This window comes from Methylobacterium ajmalii (assembly GCF_016613415.1).
Lineage (GTDB): Bacteria > Pseudomonadota > Alphaproteobacteria > Rhizobiales > Beijerinckiaceae > Methylobacterium > Methylobacterium ajmalii.
Genome location: NZ_JACWCT010000036.1, coordinates 20,694 through 46,326, shown reverse-complemented (window position 1 = coordinate 46,326; position 25,633 = coordinate 20,694). Strand labels below are relative to the sequence as shown.

Below are 25,633 nucleotides of genomic sequence, written 5' to 3'. Positions count from 1 at the left end.
ACTCAACCTCTCGGGTAGCGACGCAGGATCAGGGATTCGAGGGCGCGGGCGGCCTCGTAGACCGCCATCCCGAGGGCGGTGATGACGACGAACAGGGCGAGGATCAGGCTCGAATCCATCGTGCTCTGGGCGGCGATGATCGCGGCGCCGAGGCCCTGGCGCCCGCCGACGAACTCGCCCACCACCGCCCCGACCAGCGCGAGCACGATGGCGACCCGGAACCCCGCCAGGATCACCGGCAGGGCCGAGGGCAGCTTGAGCCGCCAGAGGGTCCGGGCCCGGCTCGCGCCGAGCATCCGAAACAGCTCGCGCTTGCCCCCATCGACCTGATCGAGCCCGGTCAGGGTATTCTCGAGGAGCGGGAAGAAGCAGATCAGCGCGGTGATCACCACCGTCGGGGTCAGGCCGAAGCCGAACCACAGGATCAGGAGTGGCCCGAGGGCCAGCTTCGGGACGAGCTGGCTCGCCAGCACGTAGGGATGCAGCACCCGGTGGAGCGCCGGCCACTCGGCGAGCAGGATGCCGGCGCCGAGGCCGAGGCCCGTCCCGGCGGCGAGCCCGAGCGCCATCTCGGTCGCCGTCGCCCGCAGGTGCGGCCAGAGCCGGCCCGAGACGGCCTCGCCCCACAGGGTCTCGGCGACCGAGGAGGGCGGCGGCAGGACGAGGGCCGAGACCCCGCCCGCGCGGCACCACGCCTCCCAGGCGCAGAGCAGCACGACGAGGAGCAGGGCGGAGACGAGGCGCGGCCTCATGCGGCGCACCCCGCGGCGGGGGAGGGGGCGTCCAGGGCGGGGGCGTCCATGGCGGCGCGCAAAGATCGGCAGGCGGCGCCGAACGCGGCGGTATAGCGGATGCCCGGGGGACGGGGCCGCGGCAAGGGGACCGCCGCCTCGTGGACGAGGCGCCCGGCCGCCATCACGCCGACCCGGTCGCCGAGATACGCCGCCTCGGCGATGTCGTGGGTGACGAACAGGGCCGCGGTGCCGCGCGCCGCGCACAGGTGCAGGAGGTCGTCCTGCAATTCCTCGCGGGTGAGCGCGTCGAGCGCCGCGAAGGGCTCGTCGAGGAGCAGGAGGTCGGGCGCGCCGATCAGCGCGCGGGCCATCGCGACCCGGCTCTGCTGCCCGCCCGACAGGGTGGCGGGATGCCGGCCGGCGAGGGACCCGAGCCCCATCGTCGCCAGAAGGTCGCGTGCGGCCTTCCGGTCGGCCTCGCGGGGGCGGCGCTTGAGCGAGACCGGCAGCAGCACGTTGTCGAGGACGCTGAGCCAGTCGAGCAGGGTCGGGGCCTGGAACACGAAGCCGACCCGCGGCGCCGGCCCGCGCACGATCGTCCCGCCGACCCGCACCTGCCCCTCGTCCGGCACGATCAGCCCGGCGGCGATCTTGAGGAGCGTGGTCTTGCCGCAGCCGCTGCGGCCGAGCAGGCAATGCACCGCCCCGGGGGGAATCGCCCAGTCGACCCCGTCCACCGTGGCGGCGGTGTCGCCCGGGAAGCGGTAGCGCACGTCCGTAAGCGCGAGGGCGGCGTCACTCGGCATAGGGCGCGACATCGTCCGCCGCGGCCTCGGCGCTGGCCTCGATCTCCGTCACGGTCACGAGGTCGAGCAGGCTGAAGCGGCCGTCATGGTGCCAGCCGGCCTCCGGCGCGGTCATTCGGCCGAGCGCGGCGATGCGGGTGACCCCGGCCGCCGCGAGGTCCTCCGCGAGGGAGAACAGACGGGCGGGGGCGGCGGCGAGGCCCGCGCTCTGGAGATAGGCGCGGTGGGGCGCCACCAGGGCCGGCACCTCGGCGAGGTCGTCGACCGCCACCACCGCGACGGTGCGGTTGAGGCCGGACGGGCTCAAGGGCACGGGCGCGTCGAGATGGACGACGCTCCAGGAATCCTCCGGATCGCCGAGGAGCACGGTGCCGGCGTCGTCGAGCGCCCGCATCTCGTGGCCGCTGCGCCAGGCCGCGATGGCGGCGCCCTCGCCCGGATCGAGGTGTCTGCGCGGGTGGCGGGCGGCGAGCGCCGCGAGCGCGTGGGCGAGGTGGCGGGCGAACTCGTCCGGCGCCACCGGCCCGCCGCGCTCGACGAACAGCATCTGCGGCGCGTAGCAGCCCTGCTGCTCGTAGCGCACCACGTCCTGGGCGGCGGCCTGCGCGGCGGCGGCGGCCCGGCGGCTGTCGAGCGCCTCGCGGCCGATCATGGCAAAGCCGATGCGGTGGCCGTGCGGCAGGAACCGGGTGGAGACCGGCACCCTGGCGCGCAACGCCGACAGGGTGGCATCGCCGCCATACGCCATGACGCAGTCGGCGGCTTCGAGGAACGTCGTCTCGACGCCGCCCTCTCCGCCCTTCCACCAGGTCATCGCCAGGCACTCGCCGAGCTCGGGATCGGCCTCGGCGACCGCCTGCGCGAACCAGCCGGCGGTGAGCGGCTCGGCGGAGGCGAGCTTGCCGATGCTGCCGGCCTTGACCAGCAGCCCGGCGACGAGGCTCCATAGCGGCAGGGCCGGAACGTTGCCGGCCCAGACGTGCAGCAGCAGGTCGGGCCCGCGCGCCCGCACGAACCCGCCCTTCACCGCCGGCCGGAAGCCGTCGAGCACGCCCGGATCGGAAAAGTCCTCGGCGAGGAAGCGCAGGAGCTGCGGCCGCCGGAAGGTCTTGAGGTAGCGCGTCAGGCCGAGCCGCACGGTCTCGGGATCGTAGCCGGTGACGACCGGCAGCAGCGCCTCGGCCTTGCGGCGCGAGGGGTGCGTGCGGTCGAGGAGGCAGGCGCTCGCCCGGTCGATCGCCGCGACGATGCGGGCGGTCTCCATGCCCCGCAGGGTGTCGCGGGCGCGGGCCCGGATATGGGCGCAGAGCGACCGGGCCTGGGCCTCGTCGAGCACCGGCAGGGCGACCGCGACCGTCTCGCCCCAGGCCCGGTGCACGACGACCTGCCGGCCGGCCAGCCCGGCGAACGGCCCCGGAAGGTAGCCGGCCTCCTCGACCGCGCTCATCCCCTGGTCGTTCATCCTTGCGCGGCGGCCAGGAACTCGGCCACCGCCACCGAGCAGCCGCGGGAGGCCGAGCCCTCGACTCGGCCGAGCAGCTGGAAGCCGCCCGGCACGATCACCCCGGCATCCTCGGTCAGGATCGCCGAGACCGAGTTGAAATGGGCGAGGTCGTGGTGGACCAGCACGCCGGTCTCGCCCTCGGGCAGGTCCCGGCCGGTCAGCGGATCGACGACGCGGCTGCGGATCCAGTGCGGGCCGGACTTCACCGGCGGGCAGGCCGCGTTGCCGTCGTCGTAGAACTGGGTGCTCAGCTCGGTCATGCCGTACATGTTGAGGCAGGCCTCGCGCGGCACTCCGAAGGTCTGCGAGAGTCCGTCGTAGAAGGCGTCGGGCTCGATCTCCCGCGACTGGCCCTTGAAGCCGCCGGTGTCGAACAGGAAGCTGCCGGATGGCAGGGCGATGCGGCGGCCCTGCGGCGCGAGGGCGTCCATCACCGGCACGAAGGCGTAGGTGGCGCCGAGCAGCGCATAGGGCTCGCCCGAGGTCTCCGCCTCCGCGAGCGCCGCCAGCAGCCCGTCGAGGTCGAGCCCGCCGGGGCCGACGAAGACCGCGCTGTCCGGCGTCCCGAAACGCTCACGCGCTAGCGCCAGGTAATGGGCGAGCGACGAGTTCGGGAGTGCCGCCTCGTCGGGAAACAGGAAGCCCATGCGGATCGTGTCGCGCCCGCGCATCACCCGGGCGGCGAAGCCCTCGAGCATCGAGCGGTCGTAGACCGCGAGCGTCGGGTGGTAGCTGCGGCCGCGCCCGCTGCCGGTGGTGCCGCTCGTCATGAACACCCGCTCGGCCTCGTCGGCCGGGCAGCAGCTCAGGGTGAGGTCCTTGAACGCCTTGATCGGGACCGCCGGGATGTCGCGCCAGCGCCGGACGGCGAGCGGCGTGCGCCCGCGCGCCTGGGCGAAGCGGCGATAGGGGGCGTTGTGCGCGTACTGGTGGGCGAAGAGCCGCAGCGCCATCGCCTCGAACTCCGCCTCGTCCGCCCCCGGCCGACCGATGAAGTCGATCAGGGCCTCGACGATCTCCGCTTGCGACATCACGGCCACCTCGCGCCCCATCGTGGGCGTCGGCCGTGCCGGGCGTGAGATCCTGCGCGAAAAGACGGCTGGCGGCGGCGCCCTCGTGGCGGCGCCATGGCGGCCGTGCCGGTCCCGCATCCCTCCGCCGGCATGACCCGGATCAGGTTCATAGGGTCACCGCGGCGCCCGGACGGGTCCGAGCCGGCGGAATCTCAGCCTCCTCGCGAGGCTCCCCTGGGAAGGTTGGACAGTGGGGGGTGGGGGGGCGGGTGTCAAGCGGCGGACCGACGGTAAGAGATTCGTACAAAATATGCGGCATACGATTTCGGCGTGGTAGGCACAAAATCGTATGGGACGATCATGCCATGGCAGAAGACGCGGATACATGCGAACTGTGGGCCAACAGAGTGTGGACGTCTATCGATCTGTCCAGAGCTCTTACAATGCCGTCCGGGCGTCGGATGCGCTGCCGTGAGTGTCATGGAGCCGTTCGCGCGCACAAGGTTGGAAGAGATGGGATGCGCGCCCATTTCGAGCACTTGATTGGGCATCCAGGATGCTCGATCGGGCACTATTTTCGCGATGGCACCCCGCAAACTCGGCACCCCAAGGCGTTGACCTGATCGAGTAGACGGATGCTATCCAATCGCCAGCCCCTCGGCGAGGCGCCGGAAGGCGTCGAGAGCCTTGGCCAGGGTCGCCTCCGGCGCGTCCGACGCCGCGACCCAGAGGGCGGCGTGGAGCGAGGCGCCGTTGAGGAGGCGCGCCGCCGCCTCCGGATCGACGGGCGGGATCGCGCCCTCGGCGACGAGCGCCCGGATGCGGCGCGTCGTCTCGGCCAGGCAGGCATTCTGGCTCGGCCAGGTCGAGGGATCGCCCAGTACCGCCGGCCCGTCGAGGAGCACGATGCGCTGGATCTCCGGCTCCACCGCCATCTCGATATAGGCGCGGTACTCGTCGAGGAGGCCCTGCCACGGGCTCTCCGCCCGCTCGCCGACGACGGCCAGGCGCGCCGCCATCTCGGCGTCGATCCGGTCGACGACCGCCTGGAGCAGGCCCTTCTTGTCGCCGAAATTGTGATAGAGCGCGCCGCGCGTCAGCCCGGCCGCGGCGGTCAGGTCGTCCATCGAGGACGCCGCGAAACCCTTCGTGGCGAAGGCCTGCCGGGCAGCCTGGATCAGCCTGGCCCGCGTCTCCTCCATCATCTGCGCGCGTCGTCCCGCCACCCAATCCGTCTCCATCGACATACGCCGCGTATGTAATTTGACATACGGCGCGTATCCATGCTCAATCGCATACGGCCCGTATACAAAATCGTGGTCCCGAGGAGCAGTCCATGGCGCAGACCCGTTCGACCCGCGACGCGATCGTCCCGCCCGGCCGGCAGGCGCTCTACGACAAGCACCGCTACTCGGCGGCGATCCGCTCCGGCGACTTGCTGTTCGTCTCCGGCCAGGTCGGCAGCCGCGAGGACGGCTCGCCCGAGCCGGATTTCGAGGCGCAGGTCGCCCGCGCCTTCGCGCGGCTCGACGCCGTGCTGGATGCGGCGGGCTGCACCTTCGACGACGTGGTCGACGTCACGACCTTCCACACCGACCCGGAGGCGCAGTTCGACGCGGTGATGCGGGTGCGCGACCGGGTGATCGGCGCGCCGCCCTACCCGAACTGGACCGCCGTCGGGGTGACGTGGCTCGCGGGCTTTGCCTTCGAGATCAAGGCGATCGCGCGGATTCCGGCGCGCGGCTGAGGCCCGGGAGGTCGGGGGCCTCGCGCATCGCCGTCCGGCCGCGCTCCAGGATGCGGACGGGGTCCCCGAAATGGGCGTCCATCTCCGCCTCGGTCTCGTCCGGATCGCCTTCGCCGATGAAGTGGGCGAGGCGCTCGTGCTCCTCGATGAGCGCGCGGTTCTGGCGATAGCCCGCCATCATGAGCCGCAGGCACAGGCAGGTCTCGGCCTGGAGGGTGTCGTAGCTGCGTGACAGGCGCTCGCTGCGCGCCTCCTCGACGATGCGCCGGTGGTAGTGCAGGTCGAGGTCGGCGATCTCGGCCCAGTCGCCGGTGCCGAGGAGAACGGCCATCCGGTCGGTCAGCTCCCTCAGCTCCCGCGCCAGGGCGGTGCGGCGGGGTTCGGTCATCACCCGCCGGATCGCCGCGATCTCGAGGGACTTGCGGGTGAAGTAGATGTCGACGACGTCGTCGTCGGCGAGGTCGAGAACGAAGACCCCGCGATGGGGCTCCGCGCGCAGCAGGCCCTCCTGGACCAGGCGCTGGATCGCCTCGCGCACGGGGCCGCGACTCACGCCGAACTGGCCCGCGAGCGCCATCTCGTTTAGCTGCCCGCCCGCCGGAAACTGCCCGTCGAGGATGGCCGCCCGGATCTCCGAGGTGAGCTGGCCGGCCAGCGTGCTCCGGACGACGCGGCGCAGGCCCTTCGTCCGATCGGGCGCTTGCGGGGCATTCGACACGATGATGGCTCTTCCGCTCCACGGGGCCCGGGACGGGCGCGATCCGGCTCGCGCCGTGGAGCGCCCCGGCCGGGGGCGATACAGCACGAAGCGGGGGCTCCGTCGAGCGTGCCGTGCGCCTGCGCCCGGTCTCCCGGTGGGAAACCCCGGCGAGGTGTCTCGCGCCGGGATGCGTGCTCCCGGACGGAACATCGGGTGACTCTACGCGACGCCGCCCGCGTCGCCGACCTCGCGTATGGCGCCGAGGGCCGGGTGCTCGCGCTCCCCCTCCGAGAGCCTGTTTGACGTGTGACGACGCAATCGCGAGGGGATTTTCTATCCTACCCTCCACCTCATCCTGAGGTGCGAACGCAGTGAGCCTCGAAGGAGGGATCCAGTGATCTCGGAGGCTTCTGGAGCCCTCCTTCGAGGTCAGTCGATCACTGATCGACTAACACCTCAGGATGAGGTTGCTTATTGGATTAGAGTATATCTATCGGTCGAACAGGCTCTGAAACCGTGCTGCGAGCGAGGGCGGGGATCGTCGTCCTGGATGGCGCGCTTTTGTTGCGACAGTCCTCGCGGCATTGAACGGACCCGTCGGACGGCCTCAGGGCCCGCAGCCGCAGCTCCCGCATCCCTCGGCCGGGCAGAGCGCGCCGCAGGACGGCACGCCCGGCAGGCGCTGGCGCAGGCAGCAGGTGCGCCGCCGCCGTCCCCCTGGCACCCCGCACAGGGCCTGGGCGAGAGGGTGGAGGCGCGGGCACGGCGTCCCGCACCAGCCGAGGCAGGTCGCGACCTCGGGGCAGGCCATCGTCTCGGGCTCGCCGAGCTCCCGCGCGACGTAGTCGAGGATCACCGCGGCGTTGCCCCAGATCACCCGGGGGGCGATGCCGCATTGCGCCCGGCACAGCTCGACGAAGGGCCGCAGGTGGTCCTCGACCAAGCCGGCGAGCCCGTCGGCACAGCACGGCGCCGGACCGGGCCGGACCAGGAAGCGGGCCGGGCGGCCGGCCGCGTCGAGCTCGAGGTTCGTCGTCGCGAAGGCGAGCGGCAGCGGCCGGCGCAGGCGCACCAGGGCGGTCAGCACCGGGGTCGCGAGCGGCGCGAGGTAGAACTGGCTCCAGTACGAGACCAGCGCCCGCCGGTCGGTCGTGCCGGGCGCGACCCCGAGCCCGGCCTCGAAGGCCGACAGCGTCGCGTCGAACACCGCGGGATCGTGGAGCGCGGTGAGCGGCGTCCCCCCGGTGCCGTCGGCCACGCCCCCGCGATAGGTCTCCAGGGAGGCGGGCACGTGCGGTGCGACCTCGCCGATCATCGGATCCGCTCCCGGTCGGCCCGCAGGGTGCGGGCGATGGTGACGGCGAGCCAGGCGAGGGCCGCGGCGTAGAGCGGCAGCGTGGCGGCGAAGTAGCCCGGCCAGCCGGCCCAGCCGGCGAGCGCCGGGGCGGCGACGCGCAGGGGCATCGCCGCGAAGAAGGCGGCGCCGAACAAGAGCGCGTAGTCGGTGGCCGGCCGCGGCCCCTCCGACCAGCGGTAGATCATGTTGAACACCGGCACGCCGAGGAAGCCGCCGAAGACGAAGTTGAGGATCGTGGCGGCCACCGCCAGCCCCTCGGAGCGCAGGAGGCAGGCCGCCGCCATCAGCCCGCCGGCGGCCAGCACCCCGGCGCCGCCGAGGACGACCAGCCGCACGGTGCCGAAGCGGGCCGCGAGGCCCCCGGCCATCAGCGCCATCACGAGGTTGACCGCCGGCAGGACGGTGCCGGTGAGGAGGCCGACCCGGGTGAGCGGCACCCCGAGATCGAGGAGCGCGAGGGTGTTCGGCCCCCCGATGAGGTAGGCCGCCGCGAAATAGGCGCCGAGCGCCGCGATCCGCCCGGCGAGTGCCCGCAGGCGCGCGAGCGACCCCGCGTGCCGCTCCCGGCTGCCCCCGGCACCCTGCAGCCGCGCTTCCGGGTAGGCGAGGATCGGCAGGAGGCAGAGCGCGTCGAGGAGCGCGCAGGCCAGCACCGCCGCCCGCCAGCCGAGGACGTCGTAGGAGCCGACCAGCACGCCGACCCCGAGGATGCCGCCCAGCGACGCGCCGCAGAGCTTGGCCGAGGCGACGAAGGCCCGCCGCTCCGCGGGCACCGTCTCGACGACGAGGGCCTCCAGGGCGATGTCCATGGTGGCGACGCAGGTGCAGGCCGCGACCGCGAGCGCCAGCAGCGCCCCGAGCGGCCAGTGCTCGCCGAGGCTCAAGGCCGCCAGCAGACCCACCGTGAGCCCTTGCGCCGCCACGATCCAGCCGAGGCGCCGGCCAAGGAACGGCAGCCGCACCCGATCGAGCAGGACCGCCCACAGGAAGGTCAGCCCGACCGGCAGGTTGATGATCTGCAGGAGCCCGACCCCCGCGAGGTCGAGCCCGCGCGCCCGCAGGATCAGCGGCGCCCCGCCCGACAGGAAGCCGAGCGTGGCCCCGAAGGTCACGTACAGGCAGAAGAACGGGGCGAGCGGGCGCAGGGCCGCGAGGGTGCCCCGGGCCTCGCGGACCGCGAGGGAGTGCGTCACCGGAGGACGGCCACGATGCGCGCGGTCCCGGTGCGGCCGTACTTTGGAATCACACTAATTCTTATTTGGTTGCAGTGACTTGCAGCTTACGGGCGTGCGTCCTGCGCCGCAAGGGCGGCCGAACCGGGCGCGGTGCCGCGGACCGGCCGGGGTGCGGCGCGCCGCATCGAAGGCGGGGCCGGCGCCGTTCGACCCCCGGACGGTCGGATCCCGGAGGGGGCTTTGGCCGAGGTCAGGGAGGCGCTCGTTCTGGGCGATCTTGAAGTCGGAGCGGCCGGCCACCGCCGTGATGAGCGGGGGCCCGACAAGGTGCGCGGTGTGCTCGTGGCCGCTCAGCGTGAGGGCGATGCCGCCCGTGCCGCCGACGATCGAGTTGGCGCTGGGGGCTACCGGCGCCCCGCACGGCGACCGCATAGGGTCATCGTTCGGGTTGCCGCTCGACGACGGGTATCCGCGGGCCGGAGGGCCTGAGAGGACGCGGTCCCCACCCCCGAGGGCGACGCAGGACCCGGGATCGACGGCACCCGAGCGGGAGACGGGGCGGACGGGATCGGGCCATCATCGACCCGGATGCGATCTGCCGGCATCCGCGCCCGGTCGGCGTGAGCCCGATCCCGGGTGATTCCGGTCCCCCAGGTCCGGGCCCTCCGCCGCATCGGCCGGCTCACGCCGCCTGGATGTTGTCCAGGAAGGTGTCGACCTCCTGCTTGACGGTGAGCGACTGAACGGCGAGCTCGGCGGCCGCCGCGAGCACCTGGGCGGCCGCGCTGCCGGTCTCGCCGGAGGAGGCCAGCACCCGGGCGACATTGGCCGACACGTCCTGGGTTCCGCGCGCCGCCTCGCCGGCATTGCGCGAGATCTCGGTCGTCGCTGCGGTCTGCTGGGTGACCGTCGTGGCGATCGTGCCCGAGATCTCGTTGATCGCGCCGATCGTCGTCCCGATCCGCCGGATCGCTTCCGCCGCCCGGGCGCTCGCGCCCTGGATCGCCGCGATCTGCCCGGAGATCTCCTCGGTCGCCCGAGCGGTCTGGCCGGCCAGCGTCTTCACCTCGGCGGCCACCACGGCGAAGCCGCGGCCCGCCTCCCCGGCCCGGGCGGCCTCGATCGTGGCGTTGAGCGCCAGCAGGTTGGTCTGGCCCGCGATCGACGCGATCGTCGTCACGGCCGCCCCGATCTGGTCCGCGGCCTCGCCCAGCGCCGCCATCGCTCCGCCGGTGGCCTCCGCCTCGTGGGCGGCATGGGCGGCGACCTCGTTGGAGCGCAGCACCTGCCGCTCGATCTCCCGGAGGGACGCGACCATCTCCTCGGCGGCGGCCGCGACCGTCTGGACGTTGACGGAGGTCTCCTCCGCCGCGGCGCTCGAGGCGAGGGCCTGCCCGTTGGTGCCGTCGGCGACCTGCGTCATCACCCGGGCCGTCGAGTCGAGCTCGGTCGCGGCGGAGGTCACGATCTCGAGCGACTGAGCGACCTTGCGCTGGAAGTCGCGCACCAGTCCGTCCACGCGATCGGCCCGGCGCTGACGCGCCGATTGCTCGGCGGCGTTCTGGCTCTCGAGCTCGCGGCGGGCCAGCGCGTTGGCCTTGAACACGTCGAGGGCCCGCGCCAGGGCGCCGATCTCGTCCCGGCGCTCGCGGCCCTCGACCGCGACGGCGAGATCTCCGGCGGCGATCGCCTGGACGGAGCGGTCGAGCGTCAGCAGCGGCCGGCTGATCGAACGGCCGAGCCACAGGGCCGCGGCCACGCCGAGGGCGAGGGCGAGCATCGAGACGAGCGCACCCACGGTCTGGCTCTGCGCCACCGCCTGCTGCGCGGACTGGATCTGGCCGTTGCGCGACGCGAGCATCCGGGTGCGCAGGCTCGCCGCTGCCGTGCTGGCCTCGCCGGCCGTCCGGATCCACGTCGCCACGTTCCGGTCGAAGGCCTGGGCGGCGGTCGCGGCGGCGTCGCTCGTCGTCAGCAGCCGCTCGACCGCGGCCGGGAGACCCGACGCCAGCTCCCGTGCCGTCGCCCCGACCGGCGGACCGGCCTTGAGCTCCGCCATGCCGCGCCGGACGCGCTCCTGCTCGGCGGCCAGGATATCGGCCTCACCGCTATTGGGCCGCTGAGCGTAGCGGCGGGCCGAGGCCGCGAGCGACTGCACGGCCTGCTGGAGCCGCAGGGCGACGTCGCTCGACGGATCGGCGGCGGCGGCCATCTGCGTCGTCAGGGTGTTGGTGAAGTTGGTCAGCCGGGCCGTCGCCGCGGTCAGGCCCCCCAGGCCGGCTTCCCGTTGGCGCGTGCTGGAGACGACCTCGTTGAAGTTCGCCTCGAGGGAGGCGATCTCGCGCTTCAGCGCCGCGGCGTCGTCGCCGATCAGCGCCTCGACGCGCTCGAAGCGCTCGCGCAGGGCCTTGTAGGCGCCGCGCGCCGCCACGAGCTCGGCGCCGCCGGGCGCGCGCAGGTAGCGGGTTGCCTGCAGCTCGACATCGGCGACGCCGTTGGCGAACTCGGACAGGGCATCCGATGCCCCGGCCGCCGCCGCGACCTCCGACACGGCACCGCCGAGGCGGTGCAGGCCGAAGCCGTTGAAGGTCGTGATCCCGCACAGGAGCAGAAGGACGAGGCCGAAGCCGAGGTTGATGCGGCTTCCGATGGGCCTGTCGGCCACGCGGGCGAGGAAGGAGGGCATGGCGGGCAATTCCGATGGTCGGAGAGGGTCTGATCGGGCATGGTCCGTCGTACCGGACGGCCACGGTTGGACGCGCAGCGGGGCGCGCCCCCGCCGGGAGAGCGCCGGGCCACCCGGACGGGGGTGGGCTCCGACGACCCCGAGCGCTGCTCTAGGTCTCTGGGCTTGCCGCGTTTTCCATCGACGAACCGGCATCCGGGCCGTCGGAAAACGCTCTAGCTGCGGACGGCGCGAATCGCCTCGAGCAACGGCTTGCCGTATTCCGTCTCGAACTGGGCGTCGGCACCCCGGATGGCCGTGGCGAAAGCGGCACGGTCGACGTCGGCGATCACCGTCATGCCGCGCTTGCCCAGCTCGGCGGTCAGGCGCGCCTCGTTGCGGTCGCCCGTCTCCCGGGCGGCCTGGGTCGCGGCGCGGGCCGCGGCGCGAACCATCGTCCGCTCGTCCTCCGAGAGCAGGTCGTAGGCCTGTCGCGACATGATCAGCATCGCGGCCGAGTAGATGTGGCCGGTCAGGCTGAGATACCGCTGCACCCGATCGAAATTGGCGCCCGCGATGTTGCCGAGGGGGTTCTCCTGTCCCTGGAACTCGCCCGCGCTGAGCGCGCCATAGAGATCCGGGAACGCCAGGGGCCGCGCATCGGCGCCGAGCGCCTTGAAGCCGGTGATCATCGCGACGGACTGCGGGACGCGGATCTTCAGGCCGGAGAGATCCTTCGGGGACCGGACGGGCACCGATGCGGTCGTCAGGTGACGCAGGCCGTTCTCGCTCCAGGCGAGGCCGACGAGGCCGCCGGCCTCGACTTCCATGAGGGCCTTCTGCCCGACCGGGCCGTCGAGGACCGCCCGCGCGTGGGCGACGTCGCGGAACAGGAAGGGGATGTCGAACACGCCGAGCTTCGGGGCGACAATCGCGAAGCCGACACTCGACACGATGGAGAGTTCCAGGGCGTTCTTCGCCACGTCCTGCGTCGTCTCCAGCTCGCCGCCGGAGACGCCCGCCGGATAGATCTCGACCCGCAGGCGGCCGCCGGACGAGGCCGCGACCCGCTCGGCGAAGACCGTGGCGCCCTGACCCGTCTGCGAGGCGAGGGCGTTGGTGATGACGAGCCGCATGACCTTGGCGCGCCCGGTGGCCCGAGCCGGCTTCGGCAGGCCGAGTGTCGACAGGGTTGCGCCGCAGCCGGCGAGGACATGCCTGCGGTTGATCACGTTCAATTTCCCCCAGCGTGGCTTCGGATCTTGGCCGCCGAACCGACACCACTTCACTATCGCAGGGTTAGTTAAAAACATCCGAAGATACAGATTCCGCCATTCGCCGACCTGCACCGGTCAGGGTTTCGCAGATGTCGGAGCTGTTCGGTGCGCCGCCATCGGTCGGGCACGGCCGCGAAACCGCTCGACAGCGCCTCATGTCGTCTGCTGCGGACATGTCGGGTGCCGACCCGATGGTTCGACACGCAGCCATGACTGATGACGCAACGCAATCCTGAATTGAATAAATGCTCGGTCGCGCGCTATTCATGCCATGCGCCGCACAAGTCGCGCCGTCCGGAGTCGTGCAGCGCCGCAAGAAGCCGCCCTCGATCGTCGCTCCGGTGACGAAGATTGCGTCGTCCGGGGCCGGGACGGCGACCGCCGCCGCGATCTCGTTCGGCCGTCCGGCGTGCCCACTGGGATGGCGTCGATGATGCGGCGCCGCTGCACCCCGCGCATCGATCTCCGTCGCGTCGACCGAAGCGCCGCGCCCGGCCAGCAGGCGAGCGATGGACGCGCCGATCCCCGGCGCGGACGTCGGGCTGGATCGGCCATCGGGCGACCTGCCGCGCGAGCGCGCCAGCCGACTCTCCAAGACGGGACTTGAGGACGGGACTTGCCCCGCGGCGTCACGGCGCCGGATCGGCCCGGAACTGCGACGCCCCGTCCTCGGGCTCCCGGCAGCGGCAGGCCGGGCGGCACTCCGCCGTTGCGGGCTCGGCTGCGCCGCCGACGAGAAGCCCGGCGAGCAGCGCCTCCAGCTCCGCCATCCGGTAGGGCTTCTGCATCACCGGGGCGGCCTGGTAGGCCGGGTCGACGCCCCGGCGGCCGTAGCCGGTGGCGAACAGGAACGGCACGCCGGTCTGGCGCAGCAGATCGGCGACCGGGTAGCTGCGGGCCTCGCCGAGATTGACGTCGAGCACCGCGAGGTCGAAGGGCTGGGTCCGGGCCTGGGCGAGGGCCTGCTCGAGGCGCATCGCCACCACCACCTCGCAGCCGAGGTCGAGCAGCATGTCCTCGGCCATCATGGCGACGAGGCTCTCGTCCTCCACCAGCAGGACCCGGCAGCCGGGCAGCCCGCTCATCGCGGCGCCCCGCCCGCCGGGTCGCGGCCCTGGACGAGGGCCTGGCCGTCCCAGCCCGGAGGCGTCAGCGGGATCCGCATGCAACAGATGACGCCGCCGGGCGCGTAGGCGATCTCGGCGCTGCCGCCGAATTCCAGCGGCACCTGGCGCTCGACCAGCCGCGAGCCGAAGCCCCGGCGGGCCGGCGGCGCGACCGCGGGGCCTCCGGCCTCGCGCCAGTCGAGATCGAGGCGCTGGCGCCCGTCCTCGCCGGCGGCGAGCGCCCAGCCCATGACGACGCGGCCCTCCGGGACCGACAGGGCCCCGTGCTGCAAGGCGTTGGCGGCCAGCTCGTGCAGCGCCATGCCGAGGCTCACCGCCACCTTCGGGTGCAGGCGGGCGTCGGGCCCGTCGAGCTGCAGCCGGTCGGCGGGCAGCGGGGCGAGCACCCGCTCGATCACGCCGCGCAGGCTGGCGCTCTCCCAGTTGTCCGCCACCAGCACGTCGTGGGCGGTGGAGAGGGCGGAGAGCCGCGCCTCGAACAGGTCGCGGGCCGCCCCCTCGGCGCGGCCGCGGAAGGTCTGCGCGGCGATCGACTGCACGGTGGCGAGCGTGTTCTTCACCCGGTGGTTCAGTTCGTCGATGAGCAGGCGCTGGCGCTCCGCCGCGGCCTTCTCCTCGCTGATGTCGCGCACCTCGATGATGGTGCCGATGACCTGCGCGGCGTCGTCCCGGATCGGGCTCGCAGTGAAGCCGACCGGATAGAAATGGCCGTCGCGGTGGACGAAGACCTCCTCGCCGCGCTCCTGGTTGTTCTCCGGGAAGGCACGGTCGATGGCGCATTCGTGCAGCGGGAAGGGGCGCCCGTCCGGGTAGGTGTGGTGCACGATGTCGTGCAGCGGGCAGTCCCGCGCCAGCACCTCGGTGAGGGTCCAGCCGGTCAGCTGCTCGGCCGCACGGTTCATGTAGATGCAGTGCTGCCGGTCATCCATCAGGAAGATCGACACCGAAGCGTTGTCGAGCACGGCGTTGAGACGCCGCTCGGTCTCGAACAGCTGGTCGCCCCGTCGCAGGGTCGGCAGCGCCGTCGCCGCCGCGGCCGGCGATCGAAGCGGCTGGCGCGCATCCGTCACAAGCCCACCTCTCGTCGCGCCGGCCGAGGACGCCGCGTATCGAATTGACAAGTAGGGCGGCCGCGGCCCGCGGCAATCCGGCAGCGCCCCCTCATCTGGCATCCCGCAGGCGCGCGCCGGCCTCGCCGTAGCCGAGGACCGCCGCCGCCCGGTTGGCGATGCCCCGGCTCAGGGTCACCCATTCGAGGTCGTTGATCGCCTTCACCAGCCGCTCGCGCTCGGGCGGCTCGACCTCGTCCGAGGCGGTCTCAGCCAGGGTCACGGCGGCGATCAGCACCCGGTCGCGTTCGTCCTCGATGCGCGGATCACGCTCGACATGGCCGCGCACGTCCTCGTCGAAGCGCTTGACCACCACCCAGGGCAGCGCCGCGGCGCTGCAGCCCTCCGGGTAGGCCCGCGCGATGGCGCGCGCGCCGGCGGCGGCCTCCCGGACGAGTGCGACGAGCTTGGCGGGCATGGCGGCTCCATGTCGGGTTGTGCGAGGCGCCAACCCGCGAGGGGGCGTCCCGGGTCCCTCCCGTCCACCGATTCGCCCTAACGCGCCAGCCGGTCCTCCGCGGCCTCCCGCGCCATCTCGTCGGCATCGGCCGGCAGCAGCGTGCGCTCCGCCGCCATGCGCACGGCCGCCGCCCGCACGGCCGCCGCGTAGGCGCCCGCCTCCGGGTAGCGCTCCTCGAGCGACGGCCGCGGGTCGTCGGGGGCTCGCGCGGCCTTCGTCGCCGCGAAGGGCAGCACGCCGCCCTTCTGGTTGCACAGGGTCGCGGCGGCGCTGCCGCGGGTCGGGTTCCAGGCGGTGTAGGTCGCCCGCGGCGCCTCGATCAGCGGCAGCCGGATGCCCGCCAGGGTGTTGCCGTCCGGGTCGACCTTCGGCAGCAGAAGCGGGTAGGTGGCGCGCACCACCGGCGGGTCGAGGGGGCCGGCCCCGGGCTCGACCCACTGGGCCGGATTGTAGAGGCCGGCATAGGGAAGGCCGGGGATCGGCGGGTAGAGATGGGCCGGGGCGCCGAGCGTGCCGTCGGCCCGCGAGGGGTAGCGGCTTTCCGGTGGCGCCACCCCGTCGGCGATCCAGGATTCGAGGGCGACGAGGAGCGCCCGCGACGCCGCCCCGGCATGGACCGGGCTCACCGGCAGGGCGCAGCCCGGATCGCTCGCGGTCTTGGCGTCGGGGGCGGCGAAGTGCGGCGCGCCGGTGACCATGTAGACCCGGACCTCCGGCGGCTGGGCGAGTTCGGCGCCGCGCGTGTCGGTGGTCACCAGCGCCCCGCGGGAGCCCCACAGCTCGTACTCGCTGTCGACATGCATCAGGCGCGGGCAGGTGCTGGTGATCCGGCAGCGCAGGAACAGGCCGTCGCGCTTGCCCGTCAGCGCGTCGGTCGTCGTCGCGTAGGCGAAGGGGAACTGGTCGGCCGGGTAGTAGCGGTCGAGATGCGGCCCGGGATTGCGGCCGGGCTGGGCGAAGCGGGCATTGGTGAAGCTGCGCCGGCTGCCGGCGATGTGCGGCATCATCCCGTCGAACACCATCCGGCCGTGCTCGTCCTCGTTCATGCCGAGGTAGAGCAGGTCGCGCAGCACCCGGCCCGATTGCGAGATGCCGAAGCCGACCGCCCGGTCGACGGTGCTGCGCCCGTCCGTTGCGAGCGGGTTCCGGTCGCTCGCGTCGTGGCGCAGGAAGGTCGCGACGTCGCGGATCGCCGCGAGGCCGAGGCCCGTCACCGCCGGGTCGCGGGCGGTGTAGATCAGCTCGTAGAGGGCGCTGGCGTCGAAGCCCTCGGGCCGGGTGATCGCGATGCGCGTCGGGCCGACGAACCGGAACGACAGGCCCGGGGGCGTCTCGCGCGGGTCCTCGGGCCGCGCCCGCACGGTGAGGCGCGCCTTCGACGGGTCGAGGTCGGCGGCCGGCCAGGTCAGCGGCGCCTCGACCGGGGAGGTCGTGTTCTCGAAGCTCCACTCCTCGCGGGACGGCCCGGTGACCCCGGCCAGCACCGGCAGGCGGATGCCCATGGGAGCGCCCGCCTTGCCGTTCCCCGGCGCGATATCGCCCTGCCAGCCGATCCAGGCCAGGGTGTAGCCCCGCGACAGCAGGAAGCCCCGGCCGGCATCCTCCGGCCGTTCCAGTCGGCCCGACGCCTCGGTCGAGGTGCCCTCGACCAGCGGGCCGATCAGCTTGCGGCCGCGATTGGGGATCTCGACGAGCAGCAGTCCGTTCGGCCGCTCGGGCCGCAGCAGCACCACATCGGCGGTTGCCTCGACCTTGCCGTCCGGGTTGCGGGGCGCGAGCGCGATGTCGGCGATGACCGCGTTGCGCGGGTCGGCGGGATCGAGCGCGATGGTCGCCCGCCCGGTGATCTTCCGGGCCTGGCCGCGCTCGCCGAAGGCGCGGCCCTGGAAGGCCGGCGCCTCGGTCGCGACGGTCTCGAACCGCGTCACCTCCGCGGCGGCCGGGCCGGCGGCGAGGCCGCCCCCGAGAAGCGCCACGGTCGCGGCGCGCTTGATCCCCGTCATCACGGTCTCCCCCTCGCGGCGCCTCGTCCCGGGCGTCTGCCCGGCGAGCGTAGCGGCGGGACGCGCCGCTGTGAACCGTGTCAGGTCTTGTTCCCGCGACGCGCTCAGGCGGTCCCCGCCAGCACGGCCTCGAGGTAGTGCCGCGCGAAGCCCGGCATCCGGGCGGGGTCGAGATCCGCTTCCGTGCGCACGGCGACGATGCCGGACAGTTCCGGCTCCGCCTCGGCGGCGAGGTGGGCGGCGATCCGCGCCCGCACCTGCGCCTCGTCCTCGACGAGCGACACCGGGCGCAGGAGCGCCATCAGGCCGCCGTCGCGCACGATCACCCAGCCGGGCTCGGGCCCCTCCGGGGCGACGAGGCCGGTCTCCTCCCGCAACTCGCGCAGCGCGCTCGCCGCGAGGTCGACCCGGCCGTCGGGGGCGATGTCGGTCGGGTCCGGGGTGCCGCAGGGGAAGTAGACCCGCCCGGCGGCGGCGGTGTGCGGGCCCATCTCGCCGAGCAGGAAGGCGCCGTCCCGGGTGCGCGGCACCGCCGCCGCGAAGACGTTGAGGACCTCCCCGTCCGGGAACCCCCAGTCCTTCAGGGCGAGGAGGGCGGCGAACTCGGCCTCGAACAACTCGAGGTCCAGAACCCCGTCGGCGAGCGTCCAGCGCCGCAGCAGCAGCACGGTGCCGTTGAACATCGCCGGGCGGGCCGCCCGGCGGCGCTCCCAATGCGCCGCGATGGCCGCCCGGTGGTCGCGGGCCCAGGGCCAGTCGTGCGCGACCATCCGGGCCGCGACCGCGCGGGCCGGCGTGAGGGTGACGCCGGTCACAGGTGCAGCACGCCCTCGGAGACCAGGACGGCGCCACCGCCGATCTCCGCCGCCCGCAGTGCGCCGTCCTCGATCGTGAGCTGGAGCAGGATCTCGCTCGGCCGGCCCATCTCGAACCCTTGCGCGATGCGGAGGTCGTGGGTGCCGCTCCCCAGGGGCTCGAACTGCATCAGGGCGCCGGCGAAGGCCGCCACCGCCCCGCCGGTCGCCGGGTCCTCGACGATGCCGGCGGCGGGGGCGAACATCCGGGCCCGGAAGTCGTGAGCGGGATCCCCGGTCTCGCCGGTATAGAGAAACACCTTGGCGCCGGGCCCGAGGGCCTCGGCCAGGGAGGCGGCGCTCGCCCGCGCCCGCGCGAGGGCGTCGAGGTTGCGCACCGGCACGAGGTGGAACGGCGTGCCGGCGCTGTAGCGGCTCGGCCGGTGGCGGGCGAATCCGATCTCGGCGGGCGACAGGCCGAGCGCCCCGGCGAGCGCCGTGGCGTCCGGCTCCTCGCCCCAGCTCTCCGGCAGGCGCGGCAGGCGAAAGCGCGCCCGGCCGCGCCCCTCGCCGGCCTCGACCACGCAGGGCACCACGCCGACCTCTTCCTCGAGCCCGAACGCCACCGCGTCCGCGACCTCCGCCCGCTCGTCGCTGAGCGCGAGCAGCACCGCCGTGCCGACGGTCGGGTGGCCGGCGAAGGCGAGCTCCTGGGTGGGCGTGAAGATCCGCAGCCGCGCCCGGTGCCGGCTCTCGGCGGGCGGCATCACGAACACCGTCTCCGACAGGTTGAACTCCCGGGCGATGGCCTGCATCGCGGCCTCGTCCAGCCCCTCGGCGTCGAGCACGACCGCCAGCGGATTGCCGGCGAGCGCGGTCTCGGTGAACACGTCCAGGGTGGCGTAGCGGCGTGCGGGCATTGGACCATCCATCCGTCTGGCGGCATGGCGCGAGGCAGCACGGATCGGGGGGAGGGCGCAAGGGGAAGGCGCAAGGTCTGACGGCCGGAGATGATGCGCCGCCCCCGGATGGTGTAGGCGTGCGGGACGATCCGCCGGAGCGCCCTGCCATGCCCCACGCCCTCACCCCCGAGACCGGCGCCCGCTTCGCCGCGCTCACCCTCGGCCACGTCACCCGGGAATACCCGAACAAGCCCGACCACACCCTGGCGGGTCCCGAGGACGCGCGCACGCCGGCCGCCCTGCACCCGGTGTTCCACGGCAGCTTCGACTGGCATTCCTGCGTCCACGGCTACTGGCTGCTCGCCCGGGTGCTGCGGCTCTTCCCCGAGGGACCGCAGGCCCCCGCGATCCGCGCCCTGTTCGACCGGCAGCTGACGCCCGAGAAGGTCGCGGGCGAGTGCGCCTACCTGGAGGCCCCGACCGCGCGGGGCTTCAAGCGGCCCTACGGCTGGGCCTGGGCGCTGAAGCTCGCCGACGAGCTGGCACGCCTGCCCGAGCCGCGCTGGGCGCGGGCGCTCGCCCCGATGGCGGAGATCTTCGCCCGGCGCTTCCGGGACTTCCTGCCGTTCTCGCCCTACCCGGTGCGGGTCGGCACGCATTTCAACACCGCCTTCGGGCTGCGCATGGCGGCGGATTACGCCGACGGGACCGGGGACACGGCGCTGACCGACCTCCTGCGTGCCACCGCCCTGCGCTGGTACGGCGAGGATGCCGACTGCCCGGCCTGGGGCGAGCCGAGCGGCGACGACTTCCTGTCCTCCGCGCTGATCGAGGCCGAGTGCCTGCGCCGCCTGCTGCCGGCCGACGCGTTCGCGCCCTGGTTCGACCGCTTCCTGCCGCGCCTCGCCGAGCGCCGGCCCGAGACCCTGTTTCGGCCGGCCACCGTCACCGACCGCAGCGACGGCAAGATCGCCCATCTCGACGGGCTCAACCTCAGCCGGGCCTGGTGCCTGCGGGCGCTCGCCGGTGCGCTGCCGGACGGCGACCCGCGGAGTCCGGTCCTGCGCGAGGCGGCCGAGGCGCACCTCGCCGCCGCCCTGCCGCACCTCGCCGACGACTACATGGGCGAGCACTGGCTCGCGAGCTTCGCGCTCCTGGCGCTGGAGGCGTGATCGCTCACACCGCCTCGACCGGGAAGGTGCGGCTCGGGGCCACGAACTCGTCCTGCGCCGCGACCGTCAGGATCTCCCGGGCGCCGGCCTCCTCGGTGCGCCGCAGGAGGCCGAAGATCGAGGCGGCGGCGGCCCCCAGCGCCTCGCCGGCCGAGCGGGTGCGGGCGTAGTGCACCAGGAACAGGGCTGCGGTGGCGTCGCCCGCGCCGTTGACGCTCAAGGACAGGCGCGGGGTGCGCAGGCGCCAGAACCGGCCGGCCTCGCCGGCCAGCATGTCGATGCTGTCTTCCGGCGTCTCCTCGGTGTGGAGCGAGGTGACCAGCACCACCTTCGGGCCGCTCGCCTGCACGGCGGCGACGGCCGCCTTCGCGTCGGCCAGCGTCCGGGTCTCGATCCCGCTCAAGTAATCGAGCTCGAACTGGTTGGGGGTGATGATGTCGGCCGCCGGCACGGCATGGTCGCGCATGAATTCCGGGATGCCGGGCCGCACGAACACGCCGCGGCCGACATCGCCGATCACCGGGTCGCAGCAATAGAGGGCCGCGGGGTTGGCCCCCCGCACCCGTTCGACCGCCCTGAGGATCGCGGTGCCGATATCGGCCGAGCCCATGTAGCCCGACAGCACCCCGTCGCAGGTCGGCAGCACCCCGCGCTCGGCGATGCCCTCGACCAGCTCCTCGATCGCCGGCCCGTCGAACACCCGGCCGCGCCAGGCGCCGTAGCCGGTGTGGTTGGAGAACTGCACCGTGTGCACGGCCCAGACCTCGACCCCGAGGCGCTGCATCGGGAAGACCGCCGAGGCGTTGCCGACATGGCCGTAGGCGACGTGGGACTGGATCGACAGGACGTTCATCGCGACGCGGGACCCTCGCAGGGGCGCCCTCGGCCGGGGCCGGGGCGCGAGGCCCGCACGATCCCCGGATCGGGCCCTCCTGGCAACCGCCCCGAGCGGGGGGATTTACCCGGCGCTCACCGTGCCGGGCCGAGAGGGCTCGGCAGGGCGGAACGTCCTCGTGGGCTCGCGACTTGTCCCGGCTGCCCGTTCCCTCAAGGTCAAGGTTCCGATGGACTTCGAGAGCTTGCGCACCACGGTGCTCGATTTCGTGCGCGACCACCAGGCCTGGGCGCCGGTGATCACCGGGATCATCGCCTTCTGCGAATCCCTGGCGGTGCTTTCGCTCCTGGTGCCGGCGACCGTGATCCTGATCGGCATCGGGGCACTGATCGGCTCGGGCGCGATCCCGTTCCTGCCGGTGATGGTGGGCGCGGCGATCGGGGCGATCCTGGGGGACTGGGTCTCCTACGAGGTCGGCCGCTACTACAAGGACGGCGCCAAGCGGATGTGGCCGCTCGGCCGCTACCCCGAGATGGTGCAGAAGGGCGAGGCGTTCTGCCAGCGCTGGGGCGCCTGGGCGATCGTCGTCGGCCGCTTCATCGGCCCGGCCCGGGCGGTGGTGCCGCTCATCGCCGGCGTGGCCCTGCTGCCGCGGCTGCCGTTCTGGCTCGCCAACGTCTCCTCGGCCTTCCTGTGGGCCTTCGTCTGGCTCGCCCCGGGCGCCGGGCTGATCGACTGGCTGCGGCGCGCCTGACGCAGGGAACGGCGGCACCGGAGGACGGATCCCGCTTGCAACGACCTTGCCGATCGTCCGGACAATGACGGGGCATGCGGATCGCGACATCGATTCTTAGGACGACATCGCCCAAACCACGTCCGAGGATGAGCGAGAGAGACGTCCCGGCGACCGGAAATGTCCGATCCGATGCCGCCCCGCCCGTTGCCGGGATCTCCGCTGCCGCGCCGGCCGGGGGATCCGGGCCTCGACGTGTCGGAGCCCGCGCCGCGTGACCTCGCCTCGGCTCCTCACGAAACAGATCGTCGAATCCCGCCCGGGAGCCACCGGTTTTACCTTACATGAAGATAACCCCGGTAGGGTATCTACCGGCGGGTCCGGAGCAGTACGATGACCGAGCGGAGCGGATGTGGGCAATGCCGGAGCGGTGAACCGCTTCCCTTCGCCTTCACGATGGCCTTTCACCCCATCGTCGACATCGAGAGGAACGAGGTCTGGGGCTACGAGGCGCTGGTGCGCGGCACCGAGGGCCAGGGCGCCGGTTACATCCTCGGCCAGGTCAACGACGACAACCGCTACCGCTTCGACCAGGCCTGCCGCACCAAGGCGATCGAGCTGGCCGGCGGGCTGTTTCCGGCCGGCGACGTGCGGCTGTCGATCAACTTCCTGCCGAACGCCGTCTACGAGCCGGCGGCCTGCATCCGGGCGACGCTCGAGGCGGCGCGGCGGATCGGGTTCTCGCACCGGCGGATCATGTTCGAGTTCACCGAGAACGAGCGCATGACCGACGTCGCCCACGTCCAGCGCATCGTCGCCGATTACCGCCAGCGCGGCTTCCTCACCGCGCTCGACGATTTCGGCGCCGGCTATGCGGGCCTCGGCCTGCTGGCCCGGTTCCAGCCCGACCTGATCAAGCTCGACATGGAGCTGATCCGCGGCATCGCCGATTCCCCGGCGCGCCGTGCGATCGTGTCGGGCGTGATCGGCATCGCCCGGACCCTCGGCGTCGCGGTGATCGCCGAGGGGATCGAGACGGAGGGCGAGCTTTCCGCCCTGCGGGAGGCCGGCATCACCCTGTTCCAGGGCTACCTGTTCGCCCGGCCCGCGGTGGCGGCCCTGCCGGAGCTGAGCCCGGCGGGGATGCAGCAGGCGGCGTGAGGCTCACGCCTCCAGGAGCGCGTCGATGTCGGCCGGCGTCAGCGCGCTCGTCGGGGTGCCGTCGTGGTCGAACAAAGCCTCGGCGAGCGCGCTCTTGCGGGCCTTGAGCGCCTCCATCTTCTCCTCAATGCTGCGCGCCGCGACGAGCCGGTGGACGAAGACCGGCTTGTCCTGGCCGATGCGGTGGGCGCGGTCGATCGCCTGGGCCTCCACCGCCGGGTTCCACCACGGGTCGTACAGGATCACCGTGTCGGCGCCTGTGAGGTTGAGGCCGGTGCCGCCGGCCTTGAGGCTGATCAGGAAGACCGGAACCTCGCCGGCCTCGAAGCGGGCGAGCACCGCCTCGCGCTTGCGGGTGCGCCCGGTCAGTTCGGCATGCGCGATGCCGGCCGCCGCCAGGCGCGGCTTGATCAGGTCGAGCATCGCGGTGAACTGCGAGAACACCAGCACCCGGCGCCCCTCGGCGACCAGCGCCTCGAGGAGCTCCTCCAGCCGTTCGAGCTTGGCCGAGGCGGCCTCGGCCGCGTGGTCGAGCTTCAGCAGGCGCGGGTCGCAGCAGGCCTGGCGCAGCTTGAGCAGGGCGTCGAGGACGACGATCCGGCTGCGCTCCCAGCCCTTGGCGGCGATCGCCTCGCGTACCCGGGCGTGCATCGCTAGGCGGATCGACTCGTAGAGGGCGCGCTGGGCCTCGCCCATCTCGACCTCCTCGGTGATCTCGGTCTTGGCCGGCAGGTCGCGGGCGACCTCCTCCTTGGTCCGGCGCAGCAGGAACGGCCGGATCCGCCGCGCCAGCAGCCGGCCGCGCTCGGCGTCGCCGTGCTTCTCGATCGGCGTGCGCCAGTCCCGCGCGAAGGTCCGGCGCTCGCCGAGGAGCCCCGGGCAGGCGAAGGAGAACAGCGACCAGAGCTCCGCCAGGTTGTTTTCCAGCGGCGTGCCCGAGAGGCAGAACCGGTGCCGGGCGGCGAGCGAGCGGATGATCTGGGTCGTCGCCGCGTCCGGGTTCTTGATCGTCTGGGCCTCGTCGAGGACCAGGAGGTGCCACTCCTGCGCGCCGAGCACCGCCTGGTCGCGGGCGACGAGGGGATAGGTGGTGAGCACGAGGTCGTGTTGGGCAATCGCGTCGAAATGCTCCCGGCGGCCGAGCCCGTGCAGGACCAGCACCGCGAGGCCGGGGTCGAAGCGCTCCGCCTCCCGGCGCCAGTTCGCCATCAGGCTCGTCGGCGCGACCACGAGGGCCGGCCGGTCGAGGCGCCCCTCGGCCTTCTCGCGGGCGATCAGCGCCAGCGCCTGCACGGTCTTGCCTAGCCCCATGTCGTCGGCGAGGATCCCGCCGAGGCCGGCCTCGCGCAGGAAGGCGAGCCAGGCCAGCCCCTCGGCCTGGTAGGGCCGCAGCTGCGCGCGGAAGCTCTCCGGCGGGGCGACCGGCGGGATGCCGCCCTCGGCGAGCAGCCGCCGGCCCATGGCGCGCAGGGCCTCGCCGCCGCGCCAGGCCACCATCGCGGCCTGGCTCGCCCGCTCCAGCGCCGCGAGCGTGGCGGCGTCGACGAGGCCGAGCCTCAGGCGCCCGCCCTCGCCGGAGCCGCCGAGGCTCAATTCGCGCAGGGCGAGCAGGATCGGCTTGAGCCGGGCCGCCGGCAGCGCCAGCACCCGCCCGTCGGGCAGCGGCACCATCACGGGCTCGGGCGAGGCCTCGTCGAGCGCCTCGATCGAGAAGTCGGGCCGGGCCAGCAGCGCGGCCACCGGCTCGGCGAGGGGGATGCGCTCGCCCTCGACCTCGATCCCCAGATCGAGTTCGAGCCAGTCGATCCCGGTGCTCTCGTGGATCGCGAACTCGACCGCCGCATCCGGGCGCAGCACCCGGCCGCGGAAGCTGCGATCGGCGCCGATCTCGAACCCCTCCGCCGCGAGGGCCGGCAGCGCCTCGGCCTGGATCGCGGTCCAGGCCTCCTCGCCGGCATCGGGCAGGAAGTCCCGGGCATGGGCCTGGTGCTGGGCGTGGCCGAGGGCCAGGGGCGTGCGGCGCTCCTGGAGCGGCGACAGGCCGTGGGCGAGGAGCCGCGCCACCGCCCGCTGCTCGGCCGGGGCGTCGCGCTCCACGACGTGGAGCCGCCCGCCGGCGAGCTTGCTCGGCCGCTGCCGCGGGTCGCCGAACGGCACCGCCACCGGACCGTAGCGGAACGAGAGCGCCGCGAGGCGCACCGGCACCGGCGGCCGGCCGTAGAAATACGGTGCCGGCGCCTCGATCTGGAACAGGCGCAGCACCGGCACCGGCGGCGTGTCGACGATCCGCTCCCGCGGCGGCTCCGGCAGGCGCAGGGCGAGGCCGGGCACCGCCGCGGCCAGCGCCGCGTTGAGCGCC

Annotated in this window: 22 protein-coding genes and 1 riboswitch; of the genes, 4 read left to right on the top strand and 18 right to left on the bottom strand. The window is 73.4% G+C overall.

Annotation, left to right across the window (positions count from 1 at the left end):
- Positions 1-2: 2 nt before the first annotated feature.
- The 5 genes from HPY23_RS06705 to HPY23_RS06685 form a co-directional block, all read right to left on the bottom strand.
- Positions 3-752, bottom strand: coding sequence for an ABC transporter permease (locus tag HPY23_RS06705; RefSeq protein WP_091883268.1), 750 nt, complete (start codon positions 750-752; stop codon positions 3-5).
- Positions 749-1,540, bottom strand: coding sequence for an ABC transporter ATP-binding protein (locus tag HPY23_RS06700; protein ID WP_091883060.1), 792 nt, complete (start codon positions 1,538-1,540; stop codon positions 749-751). Before HPY23_RS06700 ends, HPY23_RS06705 begins: the two co-directional genes overlap by 4 nt.
- A complete protein-coding gene (locus tag HPY23_RS06695) occupies positions 1,530-2,987 on the bottom strand; it encodes an acyl-CoA reductase (protein ID WP_091883063.1) in 1,458 nt (485 codons plus the stop codon). Before HPY23_RS06695 ends, HPY23_RS06700 begins: the two co-directional genes overlap by 11 nt.
- A gap of 11 nt (positions 2,988-2,998) precedes the next feature.
- Positions 2,999-4,075 (bottom strand): LuxE/PaaK family acyltransferase, encoded by a 1,077-nt coding sequence (locus HPY23_RS06690; protein WP_060849148.1) that lies wholly within the window; start codon positions 4,073-4,075, stop codon positions 2,999-3,001.
- 102 nt (positions 4,076-4,177) lie between these two features.
- Positions 4,178-4,303: riboswitch (TPP riboswitch) on the bottom strand.
- A 392-nt stretch (positions 4,304-4,695) separates the two neighbouring features.
- On the bottom strand, positions 4,696-5,298 hold the full coding sequence (locus tag HPY23_RS06685; protein ID WP_236012771.1) for a TetR/AcrR family transcriptional regulator: 603 nt from the start codon (positions 5,296-5,298) through the stop codon (positions 4,696-4,698).
- 95 nt (positions 5,299-5,393) lie between these two features.
- Between HPY23_RS06685 and HPY23_RS06680 the strand changes: the two genes are divergently transcribed.
- Complete coding sequence (locus HPY23_RS06680) at positions 5,394-5,804, top strand: RidA family protein (protein WP_060845396.1); 411 nt, start codon at positions 5,394-5,396, stop codon at positions 5,802-5,804.
- Here the strand turns inward: HPY23_RS06680 and HPY23_RS06675 are convergent.
- The 11 genes from HPY23_RS06675 to HPY23_RS06625 all read right to left on the bottom strand — a co-directional run bounded on the left by HPY23_RS06675 (position 5,770) and on the right by HPY23_RS06625 (position 19,391).
- Positions 5,770-6,522, bottom strand: coding sequence for a GntR family transcriptional regulator (locus HPY23_RS06675; protein WP_244537503.1), 753 nt, complete (start codon positions 6,520-6,522; stop codon positions 5,770-5,772). The two genes, HPY23_RS06680 and HPY23_RS06675, sit on opposite strands and share 35 nt — an antisense overlap.
- 589 nt (positions 6,523-7,111) lie before the next feature.
- The gene (gene fhuF, locus HPY23_RS06670; protein WP_091883068.1) at positions 7,112-7,819 is read right to left on the bottom strand and encodes a siderophore-iron reductase FhuF; all 708 of its coding nucleotides are present in this window, start codon (positions 7,817-7,819) and stop codon (positions 7,112-7,114) included.
- Entirely contained in the window at positions 7,816-9,054 is a 1,239-nt protein-coding gene (locus HPY23_RS06665; RefSeq protein WP_091883071.1) for an MFS transporter, read from the bottom strand. Before HPY23_RS06665 ends, fhuF begins: the two co-directional genes overlap by 4 nt.
- Positions 9,055-9,718: 664 nt before the next feature.
- Positions 9,719-11,722, bottom strand: coding sequence for a methyl-accepting chemotaxis protein (locus tag HPY23_RS06660; RefSeq protein WP_236012772.1), 2,004 nt, complete (start codon positions 11,720-11,722; stop codon positions 9,719-9,721).
- Positions 11,723-11,937: 215 nt separating this feature from the next.
- Positions 11,938-13,050 (bottom strand): TRAP transporter substrate-binding protein, encoded by a 1,113-nt coding sequence (locus HPY23_RS06655; RefSeq protein ID WP_091883077.1) that lies wholly within the window; start codon positions 13,048-13,050, stop codon positions 11,938-11,940.
- A gap of 557 nt (positions 13,051-13,607) precedes the next feature.
- On the bottom strand, positions 13,608-14,063 hold the full coding sequence (locus tag HPY23_RS06650) for a response regulator (RefSeq protein ID WP_091883081.1): 456 nt from the start codon (positions 14,061-14,063) through the stop codon (positions 13,608-13,610).
- Positions 14,060-15,175, bottom strand: coding sequence for a sensor histidine kinase (locus tag HPY23_RS06645; RefSeq protein WP_060845403.1), 1,116 nt, complete (start codon positions 15,173-15,175; stop codon positions 14,060-14,062). Before HPY23_RS06645 ends, HPY23_RS06650 begins: the two co-directional genes overlap by 4 nt.
- A gap of 91 nt (positions 15,176-15,266) precedes the next feature.
- The gene (locus HPY23_RS06640) at positions 15,267-15,632 is read right to left on the bottom strand and encodes a hypothetical protein (RefSeq protein ID WP_060845404.1); all 366 of its coding nucleotides are present in this window, start codon (positions 15,630-15,632) and stop codon (positions 15,267-15,269) included.
- A gap of 77 nt (positions 15,633-15,709) precedes the next feature.
- Positions 15,710-17,677, bottom strand: a complete 1,968-nt coding sequence (locus HPY23_RS06635; protein ID WP_091883086.1) for an alpha/beta hydrolase domain-containing protein — start codon at positions 17,675-17,677, stop codon at positions 15,710-15,712.
- Between the two features lie 104 nt (positions 17,678-17,781).
- Positions 17,782-18,492, bottom strand: coding sequence for an NUDIX hydrolase (locus HPY23_RS06630; RefSeq protein WP_175539871.1), 711 nt, complete (start codon positions 18,490-18,492; stop codon positions 17,782-17,784).
- Entirely contained in the window at positions 18,489-19,391 is a 903-nt protein-coding gene (locus HPY23_RS06625; RefSeq protein ID WP_060845405.1) for a PhzF family phenazine biosynthesis protein, read from the bottom strand. The genes HPY23_RS06630 and HPY23_RS06625 overlap by 4 nt, the downstream gene beginning before the upstream one ends.
- Positions 19,392-19,540: 149 nt before the next feature.
- Between HPY23_RS06625 and HPY23_RS06620 the strand changes: the two genes are divergently transcribed.
- Positions 19,541-20,545 (top strand): DUF2891 domain-containing protein, encoded by a 1,005-nt coding sequence (locus HPY23_RS06620; protein WP_091883090.1) that lies wholly within the window; start codon positions 19,541-19,543, stop codon positions 20,543-20,545.
- 4 nt (positions 20,546-20,549) lie between these two features.
- On the opposite strand, the gene pdxY is transcribed toward HPY23_RS06620, so the two are convergent.
- Positions 20,550-21,398 carry a pyridoxal kinase PdxY gene (gene pdxY, locus HPY23_RS06615; RefSeq protein ID WP_091883093.1) on the bottom strand — a complete coding sequence of 283 codons (849 nt, stop codon included), beginning with the start codon at positions 21,396-21,398 and terminating at the stop codon, positions 20,550-20,552.
- 211 nt (positions 21,399-21,609) lie between these two features.
- Between pdxY and HPY23_RS06610 the strand changes: the two genes are divergently transcribed.
- Together HPY23_RS06610 and HPY23_RS06605 are read left to right on the top strand one after the other, a co-directional pair.
- Complete coding sequence (locus HPY23_RS06610; RefSeq protein ID WP_060845408.1) at positions 21,610-22,134, top strand: DedA family protein; 525 nt, start codon at positions 21,610-21,612, stop codon at positions 22,132-22,134.
- A gap of 372 nt (positions 22,135-22,506) precedes the next feature.
- Positions 22,507-23,274, top strand: coding sequence for an EAL domain-containing protein (locus HPY23_RS06605; RefSeq protein ID WP_060845409.1), 768 nt, complete (start codon positions 22,507-22,509; stop codon positions 23,272-23,274).
- A 3-nt stretch (positions 23,275-23,277) separates the two neighbouring features.
- On the opposite strand, the gene HPY23_RS33520 is transcribed toward HPY23_RS06605, so the two are convergent.
- Positions 23,278-25,633 (bottom strand): DEAD/DEAH box helicase (locus HPY23_RS33520; protein ID WP_200649581.1); only part of this gene is annotated, 2,356 nt, incomplete at its 5' end.

Excerpts from the sequence above, each read along its gene's own strand:
- HPY23_RS06685 (WP_236012771.1), bottom strand. The coding sequence starts at position 5,298 with ATGGAGACGGATTGGGTGGCGGGACGACGCGCGCAGATGATGGAGGAG.
- pdxY (WP_091883093.1), bottom strand. The coding sequence starts at position 21,398 with ATGAACGTCCTGTCGATCCAGTCCCACGTCGCCTACGGCCATGTCGGC.
- HPY23_RS06690 (WP_060849148.1), bottom strand. The coding sequence starts at position 4,075 with ATGTCGCAAGCGGAGATCGTCGAGGCCCTGATCGACTTCATCGGTCGG.
- HPY23_RS06700 (WP_091883060.1), bottom strand. The coding sequence starts at position 1,540 with ATGCCGAGTGACGCCGCCCTCGCGCTTACGGACGTGCGCTACCGCTTC.
- HPY23_RS06680 (WP_060845396.1), top strand. The coding sequence starts at position 5,394 with ATGGCGCAGACCCGTTCGACCCGCGACGCGATCGTCCCGCCCGGCCGG.
- HPY23_RS06695 (WP_091883063.1), bottom strand. The coding sequence starts at position 2,987 with ATGAGCGCGGTCGAGGAGGCCGGCTACCTTCCGGGGCCGTTCGCCGGG.
- HPY23_RS06640 (WP_060845404.1), bottom strand. The coding sequence starts at position 15,632 with ATGCCCGCCAAGCTCGTCGCACTCGTCCGGGAGGCCGCCGCCGGCGCG.
- HPY23_RS06660 (WP_236012772.1), bottom strand. The coding sequence starts at position 11,722 with ATGCCCTCCTTCCTCGCCCGCGTGGCCGACAGGCCCATCGGAAGCCGC.
- HPY23_RS06635 (WP_091883086.1), bottom strand. The coding sequence starts at position 17,677 with ATGACGGGGATCAAGCGCGCCGCGACCGTGGCGCTTCTCGGGGGCGGC.
- HPY23_RS06650 (WP_091883081.1), bottom strand. The coding sequence starts at position 14,063 with ATGAGCGGGCTGCCCGGCTGCCGGGTCCTGCTGGTGGAGGACGAGAGC.
- HPY23_RS06610 (WP_060845408.1), top strand. The coding sequence starts at position 21,610 with ATGGACTTCGAGAGCTTGCGCACCACGGTGCTCGATTTCGTGCGCGAC.
- fhuF (WP_091883068.1), bottom strand. The coding sequence starts at position 7,819 with ATGATCGGCGAGGTCGCACCGCACGTGCCCGCCTCCCTGGAGACCTAT.
- HPY23_RS06625 (WP_060845405.1), bottom strand. The coding sequence starts at position 19,391 with ATGCCCGCACGCCGCTACGCCACCCTGGACGTGTTCACCGAGACCGCG.
- HPY23_RS06620 (WP_091883090.1), top strand. The coding sequence starts at position 19,541 with ATGCCCCACGCCCTCACCCCCGAGACCGGCGCCCGCTTCGCCGCGCTC.
- HPY23_RS06605 (WP_060845409.1), top strand. The coding sequence starts at position 22,507 with ATGACCGAGCGGAGCGGATGTGGGCAATGCCGGAGCGGTGAACCGCTT.
- HPY23_RS06705 (WP_091883268.1), bottom strand. The coding sequence starts at position 752 with ATGAGGCCGCGCCTCGTCTCCGCCCTGCTCCTCGTCGTGCTGCTCTGC.